The 18,692-nt window shown below is 46.5% G+C and carries 16 protein-coding genes; 9 read left to right on the top strand and 7 right to left on the bottom strand.

All coding sequences use genetic code 11. The annotated features are described in order from the left end of the window. Nucleotides 1-55 precede the first annotated feature (55 nt). The 5 genes from L5M29_RS11840 to L5M29_RS11820 all read right to left on the bottom strand — a co-directional run bounded on the left by L5M29_RS11840 (nucleotide 56) and on the right by L5M29_RS11820 (nucleotide 6,615). Nucleotides 56-379, bottom strand: coding sequence for a hypothetical protein (locus tag L5M29_RS11840; RefSeq protein WP_113940205.1), 324 nt, complete (start codon nucleotides 377-379; stop codon nucleotides 56-58). Nucleotides 380-416: 37 nt separating this feature from the next. Continuing rightward, on the bottom strand, nucleotides 417-680 hold the full coding sequence (locus L5M29_RS11835) for a hypothetical protein (protein ID WP_263167955.1): 264 nt from the start codon (nucleotides 678-680) through the stop codon (nucleotides 417-419). 141 nt (nucleotides 681-821) lie between these two features. Then, complete coding sequence (locus L5M29_RS11830; protein ID WP_105250702.1) at nucleotides 822-3,956, bottom strand: efflux RND transporter permease subunit; 3,135 nt, start codon at nucleotides 3,954-3,956, stop codon at nucleotides 822-824. 9 nt (nucleotides 3,957-3,965) lie between these two features. Further along, nucleotides 3,966-5,111 carry an efflux RND transporter periplasmic adaptor subunit gene (locus L5M29_RS11825; RefSeq protein ID WP_105250703.1) on the bottom strand — a complete coding sequence of 382 codons (1,146 nt, stop codon included), beginning with the start codon at nucleotides 5,109-5,111 and terminating at the stop codon, nucleotides 3,966-3,968. An 814-nt stretch (nucleotides 5,112-5,925) separates the two neighbouring features. After that, nucleotides 5,926-6,615, bottom strand: coding sequence for a DNA-3-methyladenine glycosylase I (locus L5M29_RS11820; protein WP_173497830.1), 690 nt, complete (start codon nucleotides 6,613-6,615; stop codon nucleotides 5,926-5,928). Between the two features lie 206 nt (nucleotides 6,616-6,821). On the opposite strand from L5M29_RS11820, the gene L5M29_RS11815 reads away from it, so the two are divergent. Next, on the top strand, nucleotides 6,822-7,469 hold the full coding sequence (locus L5M29_RS11815; protein ID WP_131524442.1) for a glutathione S-transferase family protein: 648 nt from the start codon (nucleotides 6,822-6,824) through the stop codon (nucleotides 7,467-7,469). 24 nt (nucleotides 7,470-7,493) lie between these two features. Here the strand turns inward: L5M29_RS11815 and L5M29_RS11810 are convergent, their stop codons facing one another. Beyond that, nucleotides 7,494-8,024 (bottom strand): thioesterase family protein, encoded by a 531-nt coding sequence (locus L5M29_RS11810; RefSeq protein ID WP_011791203.1) that lies wholly within the window; start codon nucleotides 8,022-8,024, stop codon nucleotides 7,494-7,496. Between the two features lie 176 nt (nucleotides 8,025-8,200). Then, nucleotides 8,201-10,240, bottom strand: coding sequence for an oligopeptidase A (gene prlC, locus L5M29_RS11805; RefSeq protein WP_263167954.1), 2,040 nt, complete (start codon nucleotides 10,238-10,240; stop codon nucleotides 8,201-8,203). Nucleotides 10,241-10,509: 269 nt separating this feature from the next. On the opposite strand from prlC, the gene L5M29_RS11800 reads away from it, so the two are divergent. The 8 genes from L5M29_RS11800 to putP all read left to right on the top strand — a co-directional run bounded on the left by L5M29_RS11800 (nucleotide 10,510) and on the right by putP (nucleotide 18,686). Then, nucleotides 10,510-11,301 carry a hypothetical protein gene (locus L5M29_RS11800; protein WP_263167952.1) on the top strand — a complete coding sequence of 264 codons (792 nt, stop codon included), beginning with the start codon at nucleotides 10,510-10,512 and terminating at the stop codon, nucleotides 11,299-11,301. A 152-nt stretch (nucleotides 11,302-11,453) separates the two neighbouring features. After that, complete coding sequence (locus L5M29_RS11795; RefSeq protein WP_263168013.1) at nucleotides 11,454-12,020, top strand: hypothetical protein; 567 nt, start codon at nucleotides 11,454-11,456, stop codon at nucleotides 12,018-12,020. A 146-nt stretch (nucleotides 12,021-12,166) separates the two neighbouring features. Then, a complete protein-coding gene (gorA, locus tag L5M29_RS11790) occupies nucleotides 12,167-13,522 on the top strand; it encodes a glutathione-disulfide reductase (RefSeq protein ID WP_263167950.1) in 1,356 nt (451 codons plus the stop codon). 181 nt (nucleotides 13,523-13,703) lie between these two features. Beyond that, the gene (locus L5M29_RS11785) at nucleotides 13,704-13,904 is read left to right on the top strand and encodes a DUF1656 domain-containing protein (protein WP_263167949.1); all 201 of its coding nucleotides are present in this window, start codon (nucleotides 13,704-13,706) and stop codon (nucleotides 13,902-13,904) included. 6 nt (nucleotides 13,905-13,910) lie between these two features. After that, on the top strand, nucleotides 13,911-14,774 hold the full coding sequence (locus L5M29_RS11780; RefSeq protein ID WP_263167948.1) for an HlyD family secretion protein: 864 nt from the start codon (nucleotides 13,911-13,913) through the stop codon (nucleotides 14,772-14,774). A 5-nt stretch (nucleotides 14,775-14,779) separates the two neighbouring features. Next, the gene (locus tag L5M29_RS11775; RefSeq protein WP_263167947.1) at nucleotides 14,780-16,846 is read left to right on the top strand and encodes an FUSC family protein; all 2,067 of its coding nucleotides are present in this window, start codon (nucleotides 14,780-14,782) and stop codon (nucleotides 16,844-16,846) included. A 163-nt stretch (nucleotides 16,847-17,009) separates the two neighbouring features. Further along, nucleotides 17,010-17,186, top strand: a complete 177-nt coding sequence (locus L5M29_RS11770; protein WP_168826181.1) for a hypothetical protein — start codon at nucleotides 17,010-17,012, stop codon at nucleotides 17,184-17,186. A 3-nt stretch (nucleotides 17,187-17,189) separates the two neighbouring features. Further along, nucleotides 17,190-18,686, top strand: a complete 1,497-nt coding sequence (gene putP, locus L5M29_RS11765) for a sodium/proline symporter PutP (RefSeq protein WP_168826179.1) — start codon at nucleotides 17,190-17,192, stop codon at nucleotides 18,684-18,686. Nucleotides 18,687-18,692: the final 6 nt, after the last annotated feature.

The raw sequence follows: 18,692 nt of genomic DNA, 5'->3' as shown, positions 1-18,692 counted from the left end.
CGCAATAAAAAAGGCGTCGATGGTGAAGTCGACACCCTTTCTTTATTCGATAACTTTAGTCGTATAGCCATTCCATTAACAGACTGCAGATCATCAAAAAAATACCTAGATTAAACACATAGGTCTGTAGGGTAGATTTTAATGTCGAGTCCTCAGCTTGCGATACTATCTGGCTCACAGACATAAAAAATAATTGAGGGGCTAGCCCCATGCCCACAAATAACACTGCAGCACCGACACAGCGAGTTAACTCTGGCAGTACAAGCTCCTGCAAGTAAAATGCATAAACGCCATAGGCCAAAAATGCAAGCGCTATGCCATGACATATCATTCCCACGATAAGTTGCTTAGTGGCAAGATTACCCCACGAAAACACCATGTCACTCCTATACTCAGCTTAACCAGAACTATTGATACTATTGGGCGCGCAGTTTATCTCGCTTACGATTAATCTGCCCCCACACAAACCAACCAAATAAAATACCGCCAATGGGATAAATATAGAGCGCTCTTTGCAGTTCCGCCCAGAATGGATCGCCCGAGATAAAATAATGTATTAAGGCGACCACGAGGGAGGTCAGCATACCCCAGAAAAATACACCAAAGACCAAAATGACGTACATCTTACCTTTAGCAATGAGTGCATCTAGTTTTTGCAATTCCAACGCAGCATCATCCATGTTTCATCCTCTTAACTGCCTAAGCGCAATATGCCAGAACTCGCGGACAGTGCCTATCCATCTTTATAACTAACAGCATTAAAATAACAAAAAGCCCTGCAATTGCAGGGCTTTAGTTTAGAAGTTTAGAAACGATCGAGCTTATTCAGCTGAGTTTGGCTTCTGTTCTTTACCTTTCTTCTCGCGCTTACTGAAGAGACGCTCCACTATCACGAAGAATAATGGTACGAAGAAGATCCCTAGGAAAGTCGAGCTCATCATACCGCCGAGTACACCTGTACCAATGGCGTTTTGACTACCAGAGCCGACACCAGTACTGATTGCTAACGGCACAACACCTAGGCCAAAGGCTAGAGACGTCATTAAGATGGGGCGAAGACGCACACGCACCGCATGCAAGGTCGCCTCAACTAAGCCTGAACCTTTCTCATAGAACTCTTTAGCGAATTCCACAATCAAAATGGCGTTCTTAGTCGCTAACCCTACTGTGGTTAACAGCCCCACTTGGAAGAACACGTCGTTTGGCAAGCCGCGACCATTCATTGCAATCAAGGCACCGATGATCCCGAGCGGAACCACGAGCACAACTGCAAAGGGTACCGACCAGCTTTCATAGAGTGCAGCCAATACTAAGAAGACCACTAAGATCGACAGAGCATACAGCGCTGGCGCTTGGTTACCCGATAAACGTTCTTCATACGATAGACCGTTCCACGCGACACCAAAACCAGGAGGAAGCTGCTTGGCTAAGTCTTCCATAATTGTCATAGCTGCACCGGTACTGAAACCAGGAGCCGTGGCACCCTGAATGTTCATCGATGGTAATCCGTTAAAGCGTTCTAAACGTGGAGAACCGTATTCCCATGCACCAGTGGCAAACGCAGAGAATGGCACCATGTCACCCTTGTTATTGCGCACGTACCAAGAATCTAAATCTCCCGGTTGCATACGATACTGGGCATCACCTTGCACATATACTTTCTTCACGCGGCCGCGGTCAATAAAGTCATTCACATAAGAACCACCCCAAGCCGTTGCAAGCACATTGTTCACATTAGTGATTTCAATGCCTAACGCGCTCAACTTAGCGTGATCTACATGTAATTGATAAATTGGCGCATCTTCTTGACCGTTTGGACGCACACCCACCAGATTTGGATTCTGTGCCGCCATACCAAGCAGTTGATTACGTGCCGCCACTAACTTCTCGTGGCCTTGGCCGTTCTTATCCTGCAGGTACATGTCGAAACCGTTCGCCGTCCCCAACTCGATTACCGCAGGCGGTACGAAGGCGAATACTAAGGCATCTTTCATCTGACCGAACACACCCATAGCGCGACCAGCAATAGACTTCACATCCATACCAGGCGCTTCACGCTCAGACCAATCCTTCAAACCAACGAAGGCGATACCCATGTTTTGCCCTTGACCCGCAAAACTGAAGCCCGCTACGCTAAACACCGATCTCACGCCCTCCTCAGCCATAAAATGATCAGACACTTTCTCCAATACTTTTAAGGTACTTTCTTGAGTTGAGTTAGTCGGCAAAATGGCTTGCGTGAACAAAATACCTTGGTCTTCATCTGGTAAGAATGCCGTAGGCATACGGATAAAGATCCAACCCACTGCAATAACCAGCACAACGTAAATCGCCATCACTCTAAAGCCGCGCTTGATGATCCCTGCAACGCTCGACTCATAACGATTAGTCAGTTTATCGAAACTACGGTTAAACCAACCAAAGAAGCCAGTTTCGATATGAGCATGGCCCTTCTTAATCGGTTTGAGCATAGTCGCACAAAGTGCAGGAGTTAAAATCAAAGCAACTAGAACAGACAACGCCATCGCAGATACGATAGTGATAGAGAACTGACGATAAATAACCCCAGTTGAACCTGACATAAATGCCATAGGGACAAACACTGCGGAGAGGGTCAGACCGATACCGACTAAAGCACCGGTAATTTGATCCATCGACTTACGCGTCGCTTCCAGTGGACTTAAGCCCTCCTCGGCCATTACCCGCTCGACGTTTTCCACCACCACAATCGCATCGTCCACCAGCAAACCAATGGCGAGCACCATAGCAAACATGGTTAAAGTGTTAATCGAGAAACCCGCTAACGACAGAATCGCAAAGGTTCCCAGCAATACCACAGGTACTGCAATAGTCGGGATCAAAGTTGCGCGGAAATTTTGCAAGAAGAGGTACATGATGATGAACACTAGTACAATAGCTTCAAGCAGGGTATGCACTACACCTTCTATCGATTTTTCAACGAAAGGCGTTGTATCGTAAGGATAAACAACTTCTAGCCCTTGCGGGAAGAAAGGTTTCATCTCAGCAATTTTTTCACGAACGGCTTCAGCAGTATCAAGCGCGTTAGCACCCGTTGCCAGTTTAATCGCTAACCCTGTCGCAGGTTGACCGTTATACAGTGACACCACAGCATAACTTTCAGAACCTAATTCAACCCGTGCCACATCACTTAGGAAGACGTTTGCGCCTGAAATATCCGATTTAAGGATAATTTTGCGGAACTCTTCTGCCGTTTGTAAGCGGCTTTGAGCCGATACCGTTGCGTTCAACTCTTGGCCAGCCACAGAGGGCGCGCCACCTAACTGTCCAGCTGAAACTTGAGCGTTTTGAGAACGAATCGCTGCTATAACGTCTAAACTGGTCAAGTTGTATTGAGTCAATTTCAACGGATCTAGCCATATACGCATCGCATATTGGGCACCAAACAGCTGAATTTCACCTACGCCAGGTACGCGACTCATAGGATCTTGAATGTTCGCACCAACATAGTCGGCGATATCGCCTTTATCTAACGAACCATCGGTCGATACGAAGCCTAATACCATTAAGAAGCCTGAACTCGACTTGTTAACGTTAACCCCTTGCGCCTGCACCTCTTGCGGTAACAGGGTCATAGCGCCCTGTAACTTGTTCTGTACTTGAACCTGTGCAATATCCGGATCGGCTTCAGCGTTAAAGGTTAAAGTGATCTCAGCATTACCAAAACTGTCACTGGCTGAGGCGATATAACGGAGGTGATCGATACCCGTCATACGTTGCTCAATCACCTGAGTCACAGAATCTTCAACAATCTTAGCGGAAGCGCCAGGATAGTTAGCACTGATCACCACGGTCGGTGGTGCAATGTTAGGATATTGGGACACTGGCAGCGAGCGGATCGAGAGGATCCCCGCCAGCATAATAATCAAGGAGATCACCCACGCAAAGATGGGGCGATCAATAAAAAAACGTGCCATAGCTATGCCCTATTGTGCTTGCGTTTCAGAAATAACTTTGGTGGTTACTGGAGCGCCGGGACGAACTTTCTGTAATCCTTCCACAATCAACTTGTCGCCCACAGTTAAACCAGAAGTGACTCGCCATTGGTTGTTAATCACTTCTGCGGTCGTCACTGTTTTCGCTTCGACTAAACCTTGGTCATTCACCACCATAGCCACAGCTTCACCCTTAGAGTTACGCGTAATCGCTTTTTGTGGAACCAAGATAGCCTGTGGATCAGTACCCGCATTTAACATAGCGCGAACATACATGCCAGGTAACAAGATACCTTCAGGGTTAGGGAATTCGGCGCGCAGAATAACTGAGCCAGTGTTTGGATCCACGCTCACTTCAGCGAACTGCAACTTACCCGGATGACTATATTGAGTGCCATCTTCAAGCAATAATTTCACGTCTGCATTTTCTGAAGCTTGTAGCTTACCTTGCTGCAACTTAGCTTTAAGACGTAACAACTGAGCACTCGATTGCGCGATATCCACATTGATAGGATCAAGTTGTTGAATCGTCGCCAGCGTTTGGCTCTGGTTGGCAGTGACTAACGCACCCGCAGTCACACTCGATTTACCGATACGACCAGAGATAGGCGCTAATACTTCAGTATATTGCAGGTTGATTTTAGCGGTGTTAATCGCAGCTTCAGCCACGGTTACATTCGCTAATGCTTCTTTATAAGCCGCTTCAGCTTCATCGAACTCTTGCTTACTGATGGCGTTGGTTTTTACCAATTGCTGATAACGTGCCGCCTTAGCTTTTGCTGAGGCTAAGCCCGCATTCGCTCTGGCTAAATCAGCATTGGCACTCACTAAAGCAGCTTTATAAGTTGAAGAATCAATCTGATACAAGGATTCACCCTGTTTCACATTGCCACCTTCAACAAAACTACGCTTAGTGATAATACCGTTAACCTGTGGACGAACTTCAGCCTCGAGGAAAGCTTTACTGCGTCCTGGTAATTCCACCTGAATCACTTGTGGCTGGGCAACAACATTAAGGATTCCCACTTCCATACTACGTGGACCAGCACCCGCCTGAGCGCTCTCTTCTTGAGGGCTGCAAGCTGCCATCCATAACGCCACGCTTATAACTGAGGCAAGTTTAATTGTCTGCCGCATGAGAACTCCTTCAAATATTAACTGCCCACATACCAGTACACTTATTGCGCTGACACGAGCCGTAATTGTAACTAAAATCAAATCCGTTATTTATCTCATAGCCTATATGAATCAACAAGGAAGATAACGAAACTAAATTGTAAACTAATGAAAATTTTCACTCATTCAGCATTACTATATTCATCGAATTGTTATTCGATTTAAAAAATCGGTTAACTTTGAGTGGCATTGTTAGGGAGATATGCCGTAAAACACCCAATAAGCCTACTCCATATTGAATATGTTGCAAATCTGTTCATATTCTAGACTTGCGGCAGGCCAAGGCCCACAGCTCAATGACGTTAGCTTAACCGTCACTTGTTGCAATAATTTGTACATAGAGACGAAAACGCAGCGCGCTTGTTTTTACTCAGGCCACTCTCAGCATCAAGTCGTTAAAAACGACCCTATCAAGACTGACAATACCGAAAGAGAGTAAGCAAAGAGCTGGCTTCAGACTGCTTGTGCGTAAAAACATGAATACATCCGATAGCGGATTGCTGTGCAGTTTATTACATCTACTATTTGTGCACGGCTAAAAGGCAGCGCCAGCGTTATGAGGTAACGCCACACAATTAAACAGTCACAAATAATAGCTAGCGGGCTATTTTAGTGGTTACCCCAAAACGGAGCAAACCCGAAATTCAGATTAATACCCCATTAAATGAAACTCAGACTCCCACAAATAATGCTTCTGTAATGACAAATATTGCTAGCAAAGCAATATTTGTCTATTAAAACTAATTTGTTCATCTTCAATCACAACTTAACAGGACTAAATTCGATTATCGCCCACGCTGCAAGCCAAAATACGGCTGATATCAGCCAAACAACGACCCGACTCCTGTTGCCACTGATTAAATACGGCTTGTACTTGCTTAAGCGCCGTTTGTGATGAAAAGCCCGCATCGACTAACTTATGTGCTTTAAAATAACCTTGTACATCATCGGTTAACAAAAAAGTATCTTTGCCAATACCGCGCAGAAAATAGGGACCCGTATTCCCGCCCAATCGAGTACCTCGTTTCTTTAAAAATGCCCACAACCCGATAATATCCTGCGTCGGCCAAGCGGCGATCAGCTGCGCCAAGCTGCCATGTTCGCGAGCAACATCGTGGATCATCAGAGCATTATCATAAATGGCTTGAGTCTTTTTAAGATGGCGAATCAAGGTCGCATCACTTGCCCGCGCTTGAATTTGCTCAGGCGATAACATTAATACTTTATGCGGTTCGAACCCAAAGAAAGACTTCTCATACTCGGGCCATTTGTTCACAACCACCCGCCATACAAAACCACTTTGAAACACCTGACGGCTCATCGCCGACAATAATTCAGCATCCCGATATTGGCGAATTTCATCATCAGACAGGCAACCAGACAATAAGGCTTCGAGTCCAGCAGGTCCGCCTTTGCGCTCACTGGCTCTGGCATAAATAGATGAAAAACGCTCTAACTGGCTCATATTATTACCTTTAAAATGATTAAATCCCGACACTTCCTATATGGGCTCATAATACCTATTTTTACCCCTGATGGATCACTTGGCTTTGCCAAGAAAAATTGTGTTTATTCCAGCATTTTTTAAGAAAACTCTTACAGCAAGCGCTTCAATTACGACTAAAGTTAAAACGTAAAGTCCGTAAAAGACTGGGTTTGGAGTGAGTGCCTATGGAGCTTTTTTATCACCCGTTATCACGCTATTCACAGAAAGTGCTCATCGCACTTTATGAAAAGCAGGCCAACTTCTACCCCAGAATCATAGATCTACGCGACCCTTTGTCCCGCAAGGAATTTCACCAACGTTATCCGCAAGCGCGAATCCCCCTGCTTAAAGCCCAAAATGAACAGCTGATACCCGAATCCAGCATTATTATCGAGTACTTAGATAGGCATTTTGAAAACAGTACCCAGCTGCTGCCACAAGAACCACAACGCAACTTACAGGTACGTTTGTTCGATCGCATCATAGACAATGATATTAACAACCCATTATTTCAATTAGAAAAGTTAAAGCACATAGAAGACAGCAATGAATTCGAAATCAAACAATTAGAGAAGCAACTACTGACACAGTTTCAACGCTTAGACGCGCAACTCACACAACATCATTGGGTCTGTGGCGACAGTTTTACCTTAGCCGACTGTGCACTCATCCCTTGTTTAAGCTATAGCTTCCAACATCTAAACCTGTTGGATTTAGATGAAATCGTGCGCTATTGGCAGCAGGCACAACTGCGTGGCGCTTGGATGTTAGTACAAGAAGAGGTGTTACTGGCTGAGATGGAGGAAACGGCAGGAATAAGAGGCATACCTTAGCGAGTAAGTCATGCCTCAACACAATCACATATTGCGTTCTTTCTTCAACTGCAAAAACGCTTTCCACTTCACGACTTCTGGCGGCAACTCAGGTGCAGGATCGGTATAACCCGCCTCTTTCACTAGTACATCTAACGGCACTTGCTTACCTTTGCACACAAACACACCGCGCACATGCACGATACAATGTAGGCCACGTTCGCTCACAAAGCGTTGTTCAATATAGAAATATTTTTCATCCCAACCGACGACTTTGGTTTCAATCTCAAAGGTTTTCAGCGGCTTAATATCGCGAATATAAGTAAATTCGGCGGCGTTGACTATCGGCATCCACTTCAACTTTAAGAAACGTTTCAGCAGACCCATCTCAGCCAACATATAAGTCCGCGCCAGATCCATAAACGCGGGATAGCGAGAATTAGTTAGATGGAAATTGATATCGCAATCGCTCGGTAAAGCACGATAAGTGATACGGCTTGTCCCTAGAAAATCGATCTTACGACAATGGCGCGTGCGCCAGAATAACAACCAAAACAAACGAAAATACAGATTCATAACGCGCCGCCCTTGAAATAAGAGCCACAGGCTAACAGAGGTCATACCACAGGGCAAGCGAGATATAGCTCACAAAAAAAGACGCCCTAAGGCGTCTTTTTATCGTGCGATTAAGCTAAATACCCTCAGATAATCATCCCATTAAAATGGGCTGATTTATCAAAACTCACAATTGCTTATGCAGCAATACCTGAATGTCTTAACAGGGCATCGATATTCGGCTCGCGTCCCATAAACTGTTTGAACAAGTCCATCGGCTCGGCTGAACCACCCATTTCGAGGATATTGTGCAGGAAACGACGACCCGTTTCAGGGTTGAAAATACCTTCCTCTTCGAAGCGAGAAAACGCATCCGCCGACAGCACTTCTGCCCATTTATAGCTGTAATAACCTGCGGCATAACCGCCCGCAAAAATATGGGCAAATCCATGTTGGAAACGGTTAAAATCCGGCGGTGTTAATACGGCCACCTGACGACGCACTTCGTCTAAGGTTTCTTGAATGCGCGCGCCTTTAGCTGGGTCGTATTCGTGGTGCATTCTAAAATCGAACAACGAGAACTCGAGTTGGCGCAGCATCATCATGCCAGACTGGAAGTTTTTCGCTGCCAGCATTTTATCTAACAAGGCTTTAGGTAATGGTTCGCCGGTTTCAAAGTGGCCAGAAATTTCGGCTAATGCTTCTTCCTGCCAACACCAGTTTTCCATAAATTGACTTGGTAACTCGACCGCATCCCAAGGCACACCATTGATACCCGACACGCCTGCAACATCGATTTTGGTCAGCATGTGGTGGATACCATGGCCAAATTCATGGAACAGGGTTGTCACTTCATCATGGGTAAACAGCGCGGGTTTGCCATCGACCGGACCATTAAAGTTACAGGTCAAATAAGCCACTGGCTTTTGTAATCCATTAGCGGTTTGACGGCGCACACGGCAGTCATCCATCCAAGCACCACCACGTTTACCTGTGCGGGCATATAAATCGAGGTAGAAACTACCTCTGTGTTCGTCAGTTTCGTCGAAAATATCGAAGAAACGCACGTCTTTATGCCATCGGTCAAAATCCTTTTGCTCAAGGATTTTAAGGCCGAACAAACGCGATACTGTGTAGAACAAACCCGAGAGCACTTTATCTTCGGGGAAATACGGACGCAGGATTTCCTGTGAAATCTCATACTTATGCTGCTGCAACTTCTCAGCATAGAAACTTAAGTCCCAAGAGGCCATTTCAGTCACGCCATATTCGGCCTCAGCAAACGCTCTCAGCTCAGCCAGTTCTGCCTTAGTTTGATCCTTTGAGCGCAGCGCTAATTCATTTAAAAATGCCATCACCTGCGCCGGCGTTTCAGCCATTTTCGTCGCTAGGGATTTGTCAGCAAAACTGTCAAAACCGAGTAACAATGCGAGTTCGTGGCGCAAAGCAAGAATTTCGTCCATCAGCGGGCTGTTATCAAACTCTCCGGCATTGGGACCTTGATCTGAAGCGCGAGTGACAAACGCACGGTAGCATTCTTCCCGAAGACTGCGGTTTTCGCTGTAGGTCATGACGGGTAGATAAGAGGGAAAATCTAAGGTAAATAACCAACCTTCTAGCTCACGCGACTGCGCCATCGCTTTAGCGGCGGCTTTGGCAGACTCAGGCAAACCAGCAAGCTCAGCTTCATCAGTGATCAACTTAGTCCAAGCTTGCGTCGCATCCAGTAATTGATTCGAAAAACCACTGGTGAGTTCAGAAAGACGTTTTACAATCTCGCCATAACGCACTTTTTGCGCGTCATCTAAGCCAATACCCGATAGTTCAAAGTCGCGCAGGCTGTGCTCTATCACCATCTGCTGGGCTTGGCTCAATTGTGCAAATTCATTGGATGTTCGCAGCGCTTTATAGGCTTGATACAAACCTTGGTGTTGGCCAACGTAAGTGCCGTATTCCGATAAAAGAGGTAAACAAGCATCATGGGCGGCACGCCACTCATCTGTGCTGGTCACTGAATTCATGTGAGAAACGGGCGACCAAATTTGGCTCAGTTCATCGTCAACCTGTTCTAGTGGCGCGACCAAGTTGTCCCAAGTGTAAGGACCTTGATTCTGCAGCACTTCATCAATCTTAGTGCGGCACTGAGCAATGGCATGCTCAACGGCGACTTGAATATGTTCCGGTTTAATCTGTGAAAAAAGCGGTAATTTTGCGCCGCTAAGCAAAGGGTTGCTCATATTGACTCCTCAACAATCTGTATCACTTATAGATAAGGGCTAATGGCCTATTTATCAAGGCGAGAAAACCGATTGTCCCCTTCGAACGCCTTACTTAACCCTATTTCCCCTGAAAAAAAGTGAACTAGTTCGCATTTAGGATTTACGTTTTATTTACCTACACATTGTTGCAATCTCGATCGCAAATCGAATCAATTCGCATTAATGTTTGTATGTGGGCAAGGTATTATCTGCATAACTAACGTACCTCGACCAAAATCAGCAAAAATATGGCAACACACTCAGTGAAACTTATCGCCAGCGTCCTCTGCACATTAGGGATCAACTGCCTTAGTCACAACGCAGTTGCTAATGAGGGCCTAGAACAAGTCGATAGTATTTCAAACACCATATTACCCCGCCAGATGACAGAACCTTTGGCGGTGACGCTGGATTTAGGTTGGGACAGCAAATATGTCTCACAGGGTCGCAATAACTTGCAAAATGGGGGTATTTATTGGCTCAATGCTGCCATTCAACACGGCAACTTAACCACTTATGCCTTAGTCGGACGCGGTGATAGCCAAGCCTATACAGAGTGGAATATCGGCCTTGAATATGGGTTCAACTTAGCCGAAAACCTAGAGGCTAATCTGGGATGTCAGCGCATTGAAGGCTATAGCAATAGCCGCTGCCAAGATAACGAGCTATTTGCAGAACTCGCCTACAACGCCACAGCTTGGTTGGTACCATCGGTGAGTTATGTCTATTCCACAGAGGCGGCAGGCTACTTTGTTGAAGTGAGTTTGCACAGTTATTGGAATATCACAGACCAGTTCAGCCTCACGCCCTATATCACTCAAGGGTTTGATTTTAAATACCGCACAGAAGAACACGATGGCAGTAATAACCTGCAGTTTGGCCTCGAAGCGAATTATCAACTGACCCCAAGCATGAGTATTAGCGGACACATTAGCCACAGCATTGCCCAGAGTGATATTGAGCAAGAAGCCTCAGCCAATGGCGATATGAGTTCACAGGATCAAACCTATGCAGGCATCCACTTTGCGATAACGTTTTAACGTCGTTTTAGCTCTGTGTTTCTAGCGCTGTATTGCAACCTTCCTCTGTCAATTTATCCCGCGACATTTGGCAAAAACAAAGCTCACTAACTAAACTCAAAATGTCGACGGAGCGACTCACTATTCATATCGATTTTGCCGAGGAACAGGGAATGTTAACGTATCATTTCTATTTTATCCGAACCGCTGTCATTACCTTGCCCCTGCTTTTTATCCCAGTGACAAGCTCGACAAATGCGCAGCAGGTATCTGAACCTGAACCGAGTCTAGAATCCTTAGCGCAACCGACACAAACCGCGCCTTTGCCCCTAGGCACTTTGCTCGACAATGATGGCAAGCCGATTAATGTGCCTAACCAAGTGCAAAGTGCATTCGAGTATTCGCCCCCCACTGTCACACCCGCAGAGCCATCCAAAACCACTAAATCAACTAAAGCCACTCAATCGAACAAAGCCGCTAAGAGTAAAAAACTCAGTCGCAAACAACAGCTCGCCAGTCGTGAACATGTCGCCAATGATCCTAACTGCCGTTGGCTCGATAAACGTATGGATCAGCTAGAGTCCCTACTCGGCGACAAGCAAGATAACGCTGCTAAACATCAAGCCGACGAACTCAGCGCCCGCCAAAAGGAGTGGCAATGTTTGAAATGTGGTGCAGAAGGCCCAGCTCAAAACGATCACTCTAAGTGCCAATATCGCCGCGAAACAGCCACACGATAACAACTGAATGCAACTTTAGGAGTATTTTTATTAAAAGCAATGCCTTATACGTTAGTGATGCAATAGGCTGGTCTGTTACCGCAAAGCCCCCTACAATGACCTTCTGCTGTAAAGCATCTCATCCTTGAAGTAAGACGGAGAAACTCATGGCTCAACATTTTGACTATATCTGCCTAGGCGCAGGCAGCGGCGGTATCGCCTCAGCAAACCGAGCGGCAATGCGTGGTGCTAAGGTTCTACTCATCGAAGCCAAACACGTGGGTGGCACCTGTGTAAACGTAGGTTGTGTGCCCAAAAAAGTCATGTGGTATGGCGCCCATGTTGCCGAAGCGATGAACCTTTACGCCAAAGATTATGGTTTCGACGTCACTGTTAATAAATTCGATTGGAACACTTTGGTCGAAAACCGCGAAGCCTACATTGGTCGCATTCACGATGCCTATGGCCGTGGTTTTGCCAACAATAAAGTGACGCTGTTAAATGGCTACGGCCGTTTTGTGGATGGCAACACCATCGAAGTGGACGGCGAACATTACACCGCCGATCACATCCTTATCGCCACTGGCGGCGCACCGACGATTCCGAACATTCCTGGCGCGCAATACGGTATCGATTCCGATGGTTTCTTCGCTCTACGCGAGCAACCTAAGCGCGTTGCCGTTGTTGGCGCGGGTTATATCGCTGTTGAAGTCGCTGGCGTGTTACACGCTCTGGGCAGTGAAACTCACTTATTAGTGCGTAAACATGCGCCGCTGCGTAACTTTGACCCTATATTAGTCGATGCTCTCGTCGATGCGATGGCAACCGAAGGCCCGACATTACACACCCATAGCGTGCCAAAAGCCGTGGTTAAAAATGCCGATGACAGCCTGACATTAAACTTAGAAAACGGTGAAAGCATTACAGTCGATTGCCTAATTTGGGCAATTGGCCGCTCACCTGCAACAGGCAATATCGGCCTAGAAAATACCGAAGTGCAATTAGATAGCAAAGGCTATGTCATCACTGATGAGCAGCAAAATACAACTCACAAAGGGATTTACTGTGTCGGCGACATTATGGCGGGCGGCGTAGAGCTCACCCCTGTTGCGGTTAAAGCGGGCCGTTTGTTATCTGAGCGTTTATTTAACGGCATGACAGATGCCAAAATGGATTACAACCTGATCCCAACCGTTGTATTCAGCCATCCACCTATCGGCACTATGGGCTTGACCGAACCAGAAGCCCGTACTCAATACGGCGACGATAACGTCAAAGTGTATACGTCGACGTTTACCTCAATGTACACAGCCGTCACGGCCCATCGCCAAGCCTGTAAGATGAAGTTAGTCTGCGCTGGCAAGAACGAAAAAGTCGTCGGTATTCATGGTATTGGTTTTGGTATGGACGAAATCCTTCAGGGTTTCGGCGTCGCCATGAAAATGGGCGCGACTAAGGCCGATTTCGATGCGGTCGTTGCTATCCACCCCACGGGCGCGGAAGAGTTTGTTACTATGAGATAGAAGCGATTTTCGCTTTGATTTCATCATATTTAGGGCCAGCTTATGCTGGCCCTAATTGATCACAGATAGCATAAAACCATTAACTCTCACGCGACTTTCCTATAATCTCGACTGAGTACTTTGCATTTTAAACACTTAGCGCTGTTATCGCTGCGCCACTGTTATCGGGATAAATAGCGTAATGCTTAAAGAACTCGCGTTCGATGGTTTGTTATTTAGTCCATTAATTATCTTTATCCCCTTAGCTTTTCTGCTTTCCTGCATCACTCGCTGGGTACTCTATCAAACTGGGCTCTATCACACGCTGTGGCGCGCAGCTTGGTTCGAAGTTGGGCTGTTTATCTGCTATCTGGCTTTGGTCATTTACTTGCTTGGGAGTTGATTGTTCATGGGAAAAATCTTTCGTATCAGCCTCACCCTTATTGTGGTCGCGATTGCAGGTATCGCCGGACATTGGATATGGTCGCACTACCTTTATTCTCCTTGGACCCGCGACGGCCGAGTTCGCGCCGAAATCATTACCATAGCGCCAGATGTATCCGGTTGGGTAAACCAACTGAATGTAAAAGACAATCAAGTCGTTAATAAAGGTGATGTATTATTCACAGTGGACGATACCCGCTACAAAGCCACCATTGCCGAATTGAATGCCAAAGCGGAAAGCCAAAAATTGGCATGGGAACTGGCAAAACATAAGTACAAACGCCGTATCGGTTTGACCAATGACAACTTAGTCAGCAAAGAAACCTTCGACGAAGCCTTTATCAATACCGAACTGGCAAGAACCAGTTATGAACTCGCACAGGCGCAATTGAATACCGCCAAAATTGACTTAGCGCGGACGCAAATTCACGCTCCCGAAAATGGCACACTGATCAATTTAAGCCTGCGTAATGGCAACTATGTCAGCAAAGGCAACTCAGTATTTTCGCTCGTCAAACAAGATTCTCTCTATATCACAGGGTATTTTGAAGAAACCAAAATCCCCTTGGTTCACATAGGTCAAAATGCCGATGTCAGCCTGATGAGTGGCGGCCATGTCTTGCACGGTAAAGTGGTCAGCATAGGTAAGGCGATTGCAAATACCAATGTCACCGCTAATGGGCAGTTATTGCCGCAAATCGGCCAAACCTTTAATTGGGTGAGGTTGTCGCAGCGGATTCCGGTCGATATCCAGCTAGATAGCATTCCTAAGGACATAGAGCTGAGTGTCGGCATGACAGTTTCCATCCAGCTACAGACTGACAAATAGTCATTATGACGCTGTTCCTTAAGAGTTTATTTTTTCCTGACCGACGAACCCTCATCTTCGCGATTAAAGGCGTGATTTCGATGGCGCTCGCCTTATATGTGGCCATGTTCTTAAATTTAGAACGGCCATATTGGGCGCTGGTGTCGGCGGTATTTTTGCAAATTCGCCCCGAAAGTGGCCTCGTGATCGAAAAGGGCTTATGCCAAATTGGCGGCACCTTAGTCGGCGCACTTGCAGGGATTGCCATACTCAACGGGTTTACGCCCTACCCCGAACTCGCCTTAGGATTACTCGCCTGTTGGATAGGGTTAAATTCTGGGTTGTCGGCCATGGTGCGCCAGCAAAACTTTGTCTATGCCTTTGCTATGGCGGGCATGACAGCCTGCTTGATAGTGCTCATTGTGATGGCGAGCCCGAGCACAGCCGATAGTGCAAAAATATTCGATGTGGCGCAGGCGAGGATCAGCGAAATTATCGTCGGCGCAATTTGTGCCGTCTTGGTCAGTTCGCTACTTTGGCCGACTAAGGTAAAACATGGTCTGCAACTGCATGCTAAAAACACAATTAATCAAACACTTAAATATCTTGCATTAGAACTAGATTTACAGGGCGTACATGCGAGCCGCCATGAACATATCGACACTATTATGGAATCAGTATCGGCGCTGAGTGACGACTCCAGCGCGGTGATTTATGAAGGTCCCGAAGGTCGCGGGCAGAGCCATGCGGCGAACTTTCTCTGCAATAAAACCCTTTCGCTGTTGGCGGCAATCCAAATATTTGGCCGACTACAACGTAATCATTCCCATCTGGTCAGCGAACCGCTCGCGAAAACCTTAGCCAATATGCGCAGCAGTTTTACCCTGATGGCGCAATCCACTGATGACCAAGAATGCTACAAAATGGCGCGTACTTTAAGGTATCAACTCCAACAAAACCTGATGCAATACCGCGACCGAACCCCATTAGAGACTCGCTTACTCAAAATTGCGATGGAGTTAAGCGCCGATCTAATCATGGTACTCAAGAGTTATAACGTACTGACAAGCAATTCTGCGGTACAACTCAACGCGCCGCCAATGGAATTTCACCGAGATCCACTGATAGGGTTTACGACCGGTCTACGCAGCATGGCGGTATTTGTCATTGGTGCTTCGCTGTGGATTGGCACAGGGTCGAGCGCGGTACTCATGATGATCCTGATGCCAGTGGTTTTTTCCATCATGATGGCGCGCCAGCCACTACCAATGCTAACCACGATTTTGCGCCGTATTCTTGTCGGTATCACTATCGCTGTACCCCTCACAGTGTTTTACGCTTTACCTTTGCTGGCAGAGAGTAGCGGCGATTTCGAAATCCTCATTTTAGTGCTCGCAGGCCCCTTTTTTATTGGGCTACTCGCCTTAGCGAATCGACCGACCTTGCCCTATGGTCTTGGGATTTGCGTGCCGTTTGCGGTATTAGTACAGCCCAGTAACACCATTTCATTTGCGATAGAAAACACTGTCAGCAATGCCTTAGCGATTTTTGTTGGCGTTACTGTGCTGTATTGGTTGTTTAAATTGATTACCGAACCTAGCCAGCGGTTGATGCAATATCGTCTGCTGCAATCCATCCAAAAAGATCTAGTGCATATCGCGCAGCATGACGATCCTGAGCCTTGGTTTAACGCCCGCATGGGCGATCGACTGCTGCGGATAGCCAGTTACGAAAAAGGCTCGGGCAAGAGTTCGAGGGTATTTACCGATCTGGTGTTCACTGCACTGAATCTAGGCCATGTGTCGATTCGAATGCGACGCATGTTGCAGGGGATATCAGATACGCACTCGGACTTAGAAAATGCACTCAACCTCTGGCAATACAATTTAGGTCAGGCATTTATCGCCTGCGCCCACGGCCAAGTCGCAGAAGAGTTTAACACCAGCAGCGAAGCCTTATTACAAGCGCTGGCGCAATGCCCGTTACCCCACGAACAATTCACTCTGATTACTGGGATGTTTGAACGCATCACCTTAACCTTCGAACGCACTGCCCACAGTATCGCCGAGCAGAAAAACACCTCTGAAAAATAGTCAGTTCTCAAACTATTTTCCGCCAAAAAAGCCACTCTCGTGCTGCCGCCAAAACCACTTAAATCCAATAGAAGCTTGATATTTGGCCGATAAAATGCCTTAATATAATTAGATCACTAACTATATTGGTGATATAAATTCAATTATCAACCAAGGAGCAATTATGTCTACGGAGAACCCACCAGAGGAAAATCTTATCTCGCAAGTAGCAAGCTTTACCCGATTACACGCCAAGGAAACCATGCAGTTTATGTGTTTATGCGCAATATTAAGCACCTATCTCTTTGTCATTTTGAAACCGAGTATTATTCAAAATAACAAAGCGTTAGGAGACAAATAACCCATGAATTACCTGGCTTACGTTTCCTTAGCGATTTACTTTATCGCCATGCTTGCTATTGGCTTATTCGCCTATAAAAAATCCACCAGCGATGTATCCGGCTATATTTTGGGCGGCCGCAAGGTGAGCCCACAGGTCACCGCACTATCAGCGGGTGCATCTGACATGAGTGGCTGGATGCTAATGGGTCTTCCCGGCGCAATGTTTTTGGTTGGTTTCGAAACCATTTACATCGCACTTGGACTATTAATTGGTGCTCTAATTAATTACTTGGTCGTTGCACCCAAATTAAGGGTCTATACCGAAGTCGCGGATAACGCCCTCACTATCCCGGAGTTTTTTGCTAAACGCTTCGGCAATGCCAACAGCAGTATCCGAATTATCTCGGCCGTGATCATTGTGATCTTCTTTACCTTGTATACCTCAGCGGGTTTAGTGGCTGGCGGTAAGTTATTTGAGTCAGCATTTGGCCTGAACTACGACATAGGTTTAGTCGTCACCCTCGGCGTAGTGGTTTCTTATACCTTGTTGGGCGGATTCTTAGCAGTGAGCCTCACTGACTTTGTCCAAGGCTGTATTATGTTTGTCGCTTTAATCTTAGTGCCTGTGGTGGCATATCAAGAGTTTACCAGCGCTGACACTATGCTGAACTTTGCGTATCAATCGATTCCACACTTCACCGATGCCATGCAGAACGTCACTATGTTAGGGCTTATCTCAAGCTTATCTTGGGGACTCGGTTACTTTGGCCAACCGCATATTATTGTCCGCTTTATGGCAATTCGTTCAGTCGCTGACATTAAAACCGCCAGACACATAGGTATGGGCTGGATGACAGTGACCATTGTGGGTGCACTGGCAACAGGTCTTGTCGGTATCGCTTACGCCAATAAATTTGGCATGAAGCTGACCGATCCTGAAACCATCTTTATCGTGTTTTCTGAGTTGTTGTTCCATCCGATCATTAGTGGCTTCTTATTAGCCGCAATTCTGGCCGCGATCATGAGCACCATTTCATCGCAACTATTAGTGTCATCAAGCTCGCTAACGGAAGATATTTATCGCGTGATCTCGAAGAAAGAATCTAGCGAAAAAGACATGGTGAAAATGGGACGCTTTGGCGTAGCAGGCGTGGCAATTGTAGCAAGTCTACTGGCGCTTGACCGCTCTAGCAGTGTGCTGTCATTGGTGAGTAATGCATGGGCAGGATTCGGTGCAGCCTTCGGTCCGTTAGTCTTGTTTAGCTTGTATAAAGCTAACCTAACCCACAAAGCCGCGATTGCCGGCATAGTGTCAGGTGCAGCCACAGTCCTGTTTTGGATTTATGCACCAGTACTTGCTGACGGTAAAGCTTTAACCACAGTGGTGTATGAGATGATCCCCGGCTTTGCCGTGAGCAGTGTGGTGATTTGGATAGTCTCGTTACTCGATACTGATCCTTGTGCCAAAACCACTAAATTATTCCATAAGGCTGGCCGTGTTTTAGCCGAAGACAGATGAGGCGCG

Origin of the sequence: Shewanella sp. SM95, from assembly GCF_025653595.1 — a bacterium.
Lineage (GTDB): Bacteria > Pseudomonadota > Gammaproteobacteria > Enterobacterales > Shewanellaceae > Shewanella > Shewanella oncorhynchi.
The sequence above is the reverse complement of the archived record's forward strand: the minus strand, read 5'-3'. Positions and strand labels throughout refer to the sequence as shown.